The organism is Nostoc flagelliforme FACHB-838, from assembly GCF_014698065.1.
GTDB classification, from domain to species: domain Bacteria; phylum Cyanobacteriota; class Cyanobacteriia; order Cyanobacteriales; family Nostocaceae; genus Nostoc; species Nostoc flagelliforme_B.
This window is the reverse complement of record NZ_JACJSI010000301.1, coordinates 1-7182: the sequence shown is the minus strand read 5'-3', so window position 1 is coordinate 7182 and position 7182 is coordinate 1. Positions and strand designations below refer to the sequence as shown.

At 39.3% G+C, this 7182-nt stretch carries 9 protein-coding genes and 2 pseudogenes; 8 read left to right on the top strand and 3 right to left on the bottom strand.

Going from position 1 to position 7182, the window contains the following annotated elements; translation table 11 throughout:
- The first annotated feature begins 131 nt into the window (after positions 1-131).
- From H6G97_RS41600 to H6G97_RS41570, 7 genes are all read left to right on the top strand, one after another.
- Positions 132-1148 (top strand): ParM/StbA family protein, encoded by a 1017-nt coding sequence (locus tag H6G97_RS41600; protein WP_206759157.1) that lies wholly within the window; start codon positions 132-134, stop codon positions 1146-1148.
- A complete protein-coding gene (locus H6G97_RS41595; protein WP_190946424.1) occupies positions 1141-1560 on the top strand; it encodes a hypothetical protein in 420 nt (139 codons plus the stop codon). Before H6G97_RS41600 ends, H6G97_RS41595 begins: the two co-directional genes overlap by 8 nt.
- 11 nt (positions 1561-1571) lie before the next feature.
- Entirely contained in the window at positions 1572-2387 is an 816-nt protein-coding gene (locus tag H6G97_RS41590; RefSeq protein ID WP_190946423.1) for a hypothetical protein, read from the top strand.
- Positions 2303-2824 (top strand): hypothetical protein, encoded by a 522-nt coding sequence (locus H6G97_RS41585; RefSeq protein ID WP_190946422.1) that lies wholly within the window; start codon positions 2303-2305, stop codon positions 2822-2824. The genes H6G97_RS41590 and H6G97_RS41585 overlap by 85 nt, the downstream gene beginning before the upstream one ends.
- Before the next feature lie 58 nt (positions 2825-2882).
- Positions 2883-3158, top strand: coding sequence for an HNH endonuclease (locus H6G97_RS41580; RefSeq protein WP_190946421.1), 276 nt, complete (start codon positions 2883-2885; stop codon positions 3156-3158).
- A 506-nt stretch (positions 3159-3664) separates the two neighbouring features.
- Positions 3665-4486, top strand: coding sequence for a hypothetical protein (locus tag H6G97_RS41575; protein ID WP_190946420.1), 822 nt, complete (start codon positions 3665-3667; stop codon positions 4484-4486).
- 257 nt (positions 4487-4743) lie between these two features.
- On the top strand, positions 4744-5448 hold the full coding sequence (locus H6G97_RS41570) for a tetratricopeptide repeat protein (RefSeq protein WP_190946419.1): 705 nt from the start codon (positions 4744-4746) through the stop codon (positions 5446-5448).
- A gap of 63 nt (positions 5449-5511) precedes the next feature.
- On the opposite strand, the gene H6G97_RS41565 is transcribed toward H6G97_RS41570, so the two are convergent.
- Positions 5512-5907, bottom strand: a complete 396-nt coding sequence (locus tag H6G97_RS41565) for a LysR family substrate-binding domain-containing protein (RefSeq protein ID WP_242055937.1) — start codon at positions 5905-5907, stop codon at positions 5512-5514.
- Between the two features lie 23 nt (positions 5908-5930).
- Positions 5931-6011, bottom strand: a pseudogene (locus H6G97_RS56285) (LysR family transcriptional regulator); the annotation flags it as partial.
- A gap of 135 nt (positions 6012-6146) precedes the next feature.
- Here H6G97_RS56285 and H6G97_RS41560 point away from each other — a divergent pair.
- Positions 6147-6308 (top strand): hypothetical protein, encoded by a 162-nt coding sequence (locus H6G97_RS41560; protein WP_242055935.1) that lies wholly within the window; start codon positions 6147-6149, stop codon positions 6306-6308.
- A gap of 763 nt (positions 6309-7071) precedes the next feature.
- On the opposite strand, the pseudogene H6G97_RS41555 reads toward H6G97_RS41560, so the two are convergent.
- Positions 7072-7182, bottom strand: a pseudogene (locus H6G97_RS41555) (IS630 family transposase); the annotation flags it as partial.

Sequence of the window (7182 nt, the reverse complement as noted above, 5' to 3'; positions counted from 1 at the left end):
TTGGACAGTAAGGTATTAATTCCTCTCATCGTTCAATCAGGAGCCAACGTACAGTACAGTTCCTAATTCAAACAAATCCCCTTGTCAATAGGGTTTGAGATGCGCTAACCCTGGGGAAACCAGAATTACTCTTGATGGAACCCTATACGACATTGATTCCGCAACAAAGCCTTTTAGCTTATGAGTCAAATGCCATTGGTATATCATCACCAGAAGATGTTGCTTGGATAGAATACAAGGAACAATGTTGGGGCGTAGGGTTTATCTGCCAAAAGTTTTATGCTGACCTAAAGTTAGAAAAGCCAAAACTTGAACCAGCAATTTACAAAACCTTGGCGATTGTAGGTGCTATAGCTCAAAAGAAATCGCTTGCTAACGGTGCAACTATTCGTTTGGGTATTTTGTTTCCTTATGGTGAGTACTCAGATCGGACACTATTTTCCCAATCAATTACAGATGCTTTGGCAGACTTCCGTTTTAGGGGGGAACAACGTTCCTTTGAGATAGACAGCTTTGTTTGTCGTCCGGAAGGTTTTGGGCTACTATCACGAGGGCGTTCAAATGCCAAAAGTTTAGGAGAACGCAAAATAGCAGTGGTAATGATTGGTTATCGAAATGCGTCTATTTTGATTATGGATAGGGGTACGATGACAAATGGGATCAGCGAGGACTTAGGATTTCATAAATTAGTGAAGGCTGTACAGCAGAGGGTTGCTGGACAAAAAGCTCTGACTCTTGCATCTGCAATCTGTGATGCTGGTTCTAGAGTCAATCCGAAAGCGTTGTCCCGGTTAGTTCGAGTTCAAGACCCATTATTACAATCGGCAGAACTTGCTCAAATCAAATTAGCAATAGAAAACTCCCGTAACGAGTACTGGCTACTGCTTTCTAGTTACCTGCGTCATCATATTCCATCAGATATTGATGAGATTATTTTTGCTGGGGGGACTTCTCACTATCTCAGAAGTGATTTGAGTAGATTGTTTCCTCGCCCTGAAAAAATCTCTTGTGACGCTCTCGAGTATTTAGTTGAACGGGAGTTTCTCTCTTCAATGCCTAAATCAGGGTTAGGGTTTCGCCTAACCGATAACTACGGATTTCTCTCTTACCTTTGTAAAACTTCTTTGCAGGTGCCAGTAAATGTCTAATAACTTTGATTTCCGTTTTCAATTCGGCGCATCCTCTCCTTATATACCTCTGCTACAGTACCTAAGCCCTAAAAATAAATCTCTAGAATTTCCCAGGCAAAACATGATTATCTGGGCTATAGCCGCTTTCTGGTATCCGATGGCTTGTAAGTGGTTAGGAGGATTTTCTCAATCAGACCTAAAATCAAAAGCCAGAGCTGCTATTTATCAATTGCAACAGCAAATTATTTATTTAGCTCATACTTTCAACTTGGAACAAGAGCTAGAGACTCATGGAATCATTGCAAACACTAACTTAGGTGAGGAACAATTTAGTGGTGTAAAATCATCAACAAAAATGCCGCAACAAACTACCTCAGATGTTAATCAGGATCGAAACGACGACTGCTTACTAGAAAACGCATTTAACTAGGAATCACAATAATGTCTTACACCAAAGAGCGACTACAACAAACATACTCTCTTTCAATTGAAGATATTGATGCTACTTTGATGGCCTGTGGTTTACCTGTGGATCAAGACGAGTATAGCGATGAAGAAATCCAATTTCGTTTTGATTTCATTCGTCAATCAATTCAGCAAGGTAAAACCTTTAAACAAGCTGCCGCACAATTCAAAAGAGAAGTTAAAAAACGTACTACTGATACTGAATTTACCCCGATGAATATCATCGGAATGTTAACTCACATTTCTGCTGAGTATGGCATTGGGCTAGAACTAACTGAAGCTATTGAGATTATGACCGCTTGTGGGCTATCCCCAAATCAGAAAGAATATCGCCAATTAGAATGTGACCGCTTTCTCGAAGCTTGTGAGCTGAGTAAAGAGCAAGGTCAAACTCATGAACAAGTAGCTGCTCATTTTGGGATCAACAAGACTTGCTCCAATGGACATAACAATACACAATATTTAACCGACCAGATTAGTAATGTTGCTGTCACATCTGAGACTGGACTGGTCCATCTAGTTTCACAGATTACTGAAAAACGTGCAGAACAGATTCCAGGATTAGTCAACCAGATGTATCTCAAAAACGTTGTTTCTAAACTAGCCCAAAGTGAGGACGAAATCAAAAACTTCTACGCTGGACTAGAAGAACGTATCCTAGAGCAAATCGAGGGAAAGTCTCCAATCAAAGCCATTATGGAGGGGCAATGGCAGATGACACCCTTGCCCTCTTCTTCAGAGAAGCTGATGTTATTGCCGGACGCATCCGAGAACGATACCAATACCGATTAAAACAAGAAATTGCAGCCAAAGAACGCACCATTGATATCCTTGTAGAAAAAACCTCTGATGCCAAAGCCACCCGGCTAGCTGCCCATAAACTCGAAAAACTACAAGCATGGAACAAAGCACAAATAGAACGTCAAAAACTTCGTCACAAGCGGTATGAACAATTCAAAGGATTTCTTTTCTGGGCTGGTAGTTGGGTAGGCTCAGGTAGCTCTGGTACGTTGTTTTTCATCTTTGCCATTTTGACTTTTACAACTCTTACAGGATTAGCAGTTATTAACCTGCCAACAAATCTTTCCTGCCCTGATAAGAAAAGTTTCTGTTATCTGGTGTATCAAATGCGATTGAACAATGAAAGTATAATTCTTCCACAGCAGACCAAGGATATTATTGCTGAGTACGAACGTAATAAGAGTAAGCCGAAACGTCGTGGGAAGTAATTAATTATTGTTTGCATGATGTGCTAATTTTGAGGTTAATCACATTTATAGTCAGGGTATGTTTCCAGAGAACTGGAAACAAATAGCCACATCCATTAAAGAATCCTCCAATTGGCGTTGTAGTAAGTGCGGTCGTCCTGGTTTGCGCCCTGGCGAAAAACCACCTGAGTTGACCGGAAAACGCCGCGCCTACACCCTCCAAGTTCATCGCTGGAACCGCGACCCTTCTGATAATCGGTTAAATAATTTAGTTTGTCTTTGCACTCGCTGCCACCTTTCTTATCACCAATTCAGACGAGGTAATGTTTCGCCTGGGCAATTGTCACTGTTTTAGTTATGGCGATGCATAAATATTGCCAAACTGCAAATAAAAACTATATTTGAAAAGTAAGATTAAAAAGCTAATCAATGCCAAGCAAGGTCATCAACGTCCGAGAGTACACGGTCAGGGCGGACAAACGCGAGATTCATACTCGCACTTTTAACTTTGTCTGTAAAAACTGCGATCAACCGACAAGCCGTGAACTCTAGTAATCTGACAGATAAGGACGAGTCTGTTGGGCAAGAATTACACCTGATCTCAACTTTGAATGAGGCGTAGCAAGATACGACCCTCTTGCTGGAGATTAGATACAAAAATGCTGCTGACATAGCGCTCTTCCATCACTTTCTCCGGAGGAAAAATAATAATCCTTGCTACATAAGACTTTCAGGCAAAACTTATAATTCTAGCCATAATATTAGAAAATAAAGCTCGAAACCCAGTTTCTGTCTCTTATTTAAAAGTTGACTGAGGTTTTTCTTGAACCAGAGTGATGGAAGAGCGATAGGATTAGACAAATGAATCAGCAAAATGCCCACAATAAACAGCAGTTATTCGCAGCGATTTCTTGTCAAAATATGCAATCAGTCAAAAAAATTCTTAACAAGGTAGAATCTACTCTTGTTACAGAACTCCTCAACGAAGTACTTCTGCAAGTAGACCATGCGAATTTTGTTTGGTTTTTAGAAGAATATGCAGGTAAGGAACGTTACCAAGAAGCAGTAGCCGATGTCTCAGTTGTTATGAGCCAACAGTTAATTAAAAGTGGTTTTAAAGCTGGGTCCGATTTCAGCTTACACCCAGATGGAAGACTGTTTATGTCAAAGCAAGCCAATAAATACTTAGTTAATAATTTTCCTAAGAAAGAAGATTATACGGTTATTTCTGTAGTATCTAATGAGCAACCAAGATCAATGCAGATATTAGAAAAAACTTTAGGTGTGCCATTCTTTGATAATCTTAGCAAGCTGGCTGGTAATCGATTAGCTACAATAGATAATGCTACTGCCAGTATTTACGTTCTCTGGCTCATGCAAGGTATTAGTAGCCGCCATCCAAAAATAGAAAAAGATTTTTGTGACTGGTTGATGTTTGATGTCTGTGGTGAACGGTTATCAGATTTAGCATCAGTTGAGATTGAAGGAATTGAGTTTAATGGCTCAGTGGTATTTGAAGATTTGTTGAGGGCATTGGGTGAAACTAACGTATCGATAATTAAAGAAACCGACCTGAGTATTGAACATCTGCGCTTATTAGATCAAGTTTGGACTGGTGAAAATATGCGAGTATCTGAATTAATCGCCCTTCTAGAACAGGATACTGAAGAAATCGACAAGTAATAGACAGAACAAGTCTTGATTAATACGATATTCGGGTTTTGGCAACTCTTCTATAATGATTTATTTATTGCCACCACATCTATCTACTCAACCTCTAACAGCATATAACGGTATTATTTAAGGGTGAAAATTGATTTTTAAGTTCAGGAAAATTGAATTAAAGCTAATCTTTTATTACCCGCAATAAAGGAATTGTGATTACTCTTAAGTAGCTGCTTTGATTTGTTTGTATTTAATTTAAGTTTTGGGGCAATTTTATGCAGCAGCAAGAAACAATAGAAAGTTACACGATTGCAATCAAGAATTACAACACGGCGCTTAGGTTCGCTCCTAATGACTTAAAAACTCTTAAACTTTTAGGCTTTGCACTCGAAAAGCTGTCTGAATTGCAGTTACGCCAAAATCAATCAGCCCAGGCGCTTGAAAGTTTAAAGCAAGCAGTTGCCACGTATGAAAGAGTATTTTCTCTAACTCCTGATGATGCGATTGGTTTAGGATATTACGGGATGGTAGTAGAAAGATTAGCTGAACTTTTATCAAAGCAAGACTATGTAAGAGAAGCATTTTTAACTTACCAACAATCGCTTAGTATTTATGATGCCGCAATCAAACTTGCTCCGAATGACTATGGTAATTATGCGCTCAAGGCTAGTGTATTTACATCAATAGCTGATTTCTACTTGAGTTTGTTACAATATACACAGGCGGTTGAGAGCTATCAGCAAGCGATCGCTTTTTACGATATTTCACTTCAATTAAAATACATTAGGGCTAACGAGTTCGATAAAGCTTGGATTATACAAAAATTGGCCCAGTGCTTGGAGCATTTATTGCGTTACGAAGAAGCATTCTCGTGTTACCAAACTGTACTGGAGATATTCAACCGCCTGTTACCTACAAATGATAAACATATTCAGTCTGTAGAACAACAGATACGAAAGCTGGCAGCACAATTAAATTGATAGAGCAGGGCGTATTTATGAATTGGGGGAATACAAGCGTTTCGATAAGCCTCACAGCATTGCTTAATGAAACGCTGCACTAAATCGTGTAACGGCTCTTGATTGGGCTAGAAATTGGTGTAGCACAGGTGAGGTGTTTGCACTTCGCCAAACAATTGCCAACTTGAGGTAGAGCGTTTGGTCTTCGAGCGGTTTGTAGACGACCCCTGCTCGTTGCAAATTCTGGAGTGAAGCCGGGACGAGCGCAACTCCTAATTCCGCTGCCACTAAACTGACAATGGTCTGCATCTGAGTCGCTTCCTGAGTGACTTTGGGAATAAATCCTGCTTGTTGACACAACCGGATAATCTGATCGTAAAAGCCGCTTCCTAGATGACGTGGAGATAAAATGAAGGACTCCTCGGCGAGTGATGCTAATGACAGTTGTGTTTGAGTCGCTTGCGGGTGTGCTTCTGGCAATACAGCAACAAACGATTCTTGTAAATTTGTAGTCGTTGCGCGGCGCGACCAAAATGAAGTTCCTCAGCTACAGTCACGAAGTAACGCAAGTGTCGAAGTTCCATTGCCAATTAATACGTTTTAAGTCTTAGTCTAAGACAAAAATTATATTGGACGTATTTATTCAAACTGCTTAATGTGGAAAGTAAGTTACATAGTTGCAGTTGCGCTTTTCGCTTCGACTACATTGGAGAAAACAAATGAACTCAGACAAAAATCGTGTCGCTCCTAAAGTTTGGTTGATTACAGGATGCTCAACAGGGTTTGGACGTGTCCTAGCAGAAGCTGTGTTGAAGAAGGGCGACTTCCTGCTGGCTACTGCTCGCAAACTAGAGCAACTTCGCGCTTTGATTGACCACTAAGCTAATCGGCATTTCAGCTGCAATATAACTGAAATTACCTGGGAGCAACGCGATTTTGTGAGGTTGGGTGAAAAAGCTGCGATCGCTAACAACTTTTTTCAGTACTAAAGAATATTTGTTACATCAAAATTCGTATTAATACTATTAATACATAAAACGCCAATAAATTTTAAGTGTGGTGATGTGTGCAAAAATTTATGAGGGTCAAAAACAAGGTAGGATTCCCGTTAAGTAATTCTTCCAGGCTTTTAACGTCTACCTTTTATGGCAAAAAATATAAGTGCAACTCTTGATTTAAACAAGTCAGTTAAAAGTTTTCACTCACAGGTCACAAAACTTTTAGAATTTACAAATATCACAGAATGGAATTGAAAAAAGCTGAAAGAACGAGAAGAAGAAATTAAAGAACAGGCAATAATTTTAGCAGGTCAATGTATAGCTATTTTATTATATAACCTTTCAACATCCCCAAAAATTCTTAACTACTCTGTTAGTCAAACACAGGGGTGGAGAAATTTAAATACACAAAAACATGGTTATAAAAAGCGACAAATAGTAACAGTTGGAAACGTCGAAGTAACTTTAAGTTTACCTTATGTACTTGAACGGAATCCTAAAAGCAAAGAATTTGATAATTCTCTGATCAATGAGCCAAAAATAAAAACCTCAAATCAAGGATTTTGTCCGTTTTTAAAATGGCTAGGGATGTCACAAGGTATTAGCCCTTTAGTCTGGTCAATAATTGCAAAATATGGTGCGATCATACCTGCAAACGCTCCGGCTGCTCTCGTGCTATTGATAAATATTGAGCAAGCTTTTCTTTAAACTTGGCTCTTTCTTGGGGGTTTTGTTTATCTTCTAAATCATATTTAGC

Coding starts and splice junctions, on each gene's coding strand:
- H6G97_RS41560 (WP_242055935.1), top strand. CDS start 6,147: ATGAACTCAGACAAAAATCGTGTCGCTCCTAAAGTTTGGTTGATTACA.
- H6G97_RS41575 (WP_190946420.1), top strand. CDS start 3,665: ATGAATCAGCAAAATGCCCACAATAAACAGCAGTTATTCGCAGCGATT.
- H6G97_RS41595 (WP_190946424.1), top strand. CDS start 1,141: ATGTCTAATAACTTTGATTTCCGTTTTCAATTCGGCGCATCCTCTCCT.
- H6G97_RS41580 (WP_190946421.1), top strand. CDS start 2,883: ATGTTTCCAGAGAACTGGAAACAAATAGCCACATCCATTAAAGAATCC.
- H6G97_RS41585 (WP_190946422.1), top strand. CDS start 2,303: ATGGCAGATGACACCCTTGCCCTCTTCTTCAGAGAAGCTGATGTTATT.
- H6G97_RS41570 (WP_190946419.1), top strand. CDS start 4,744: ATGCAGCAGCAAGAAACAATAGAAAGTTACACGATTGCAATCAAGAAT.
- H6G97_RS41590 (WP_190946423.1), top strand. CDS start 1,572: ATGTCTTACACCAAAGAGCGACTACAACAAACATACTCTCTTTCAATT.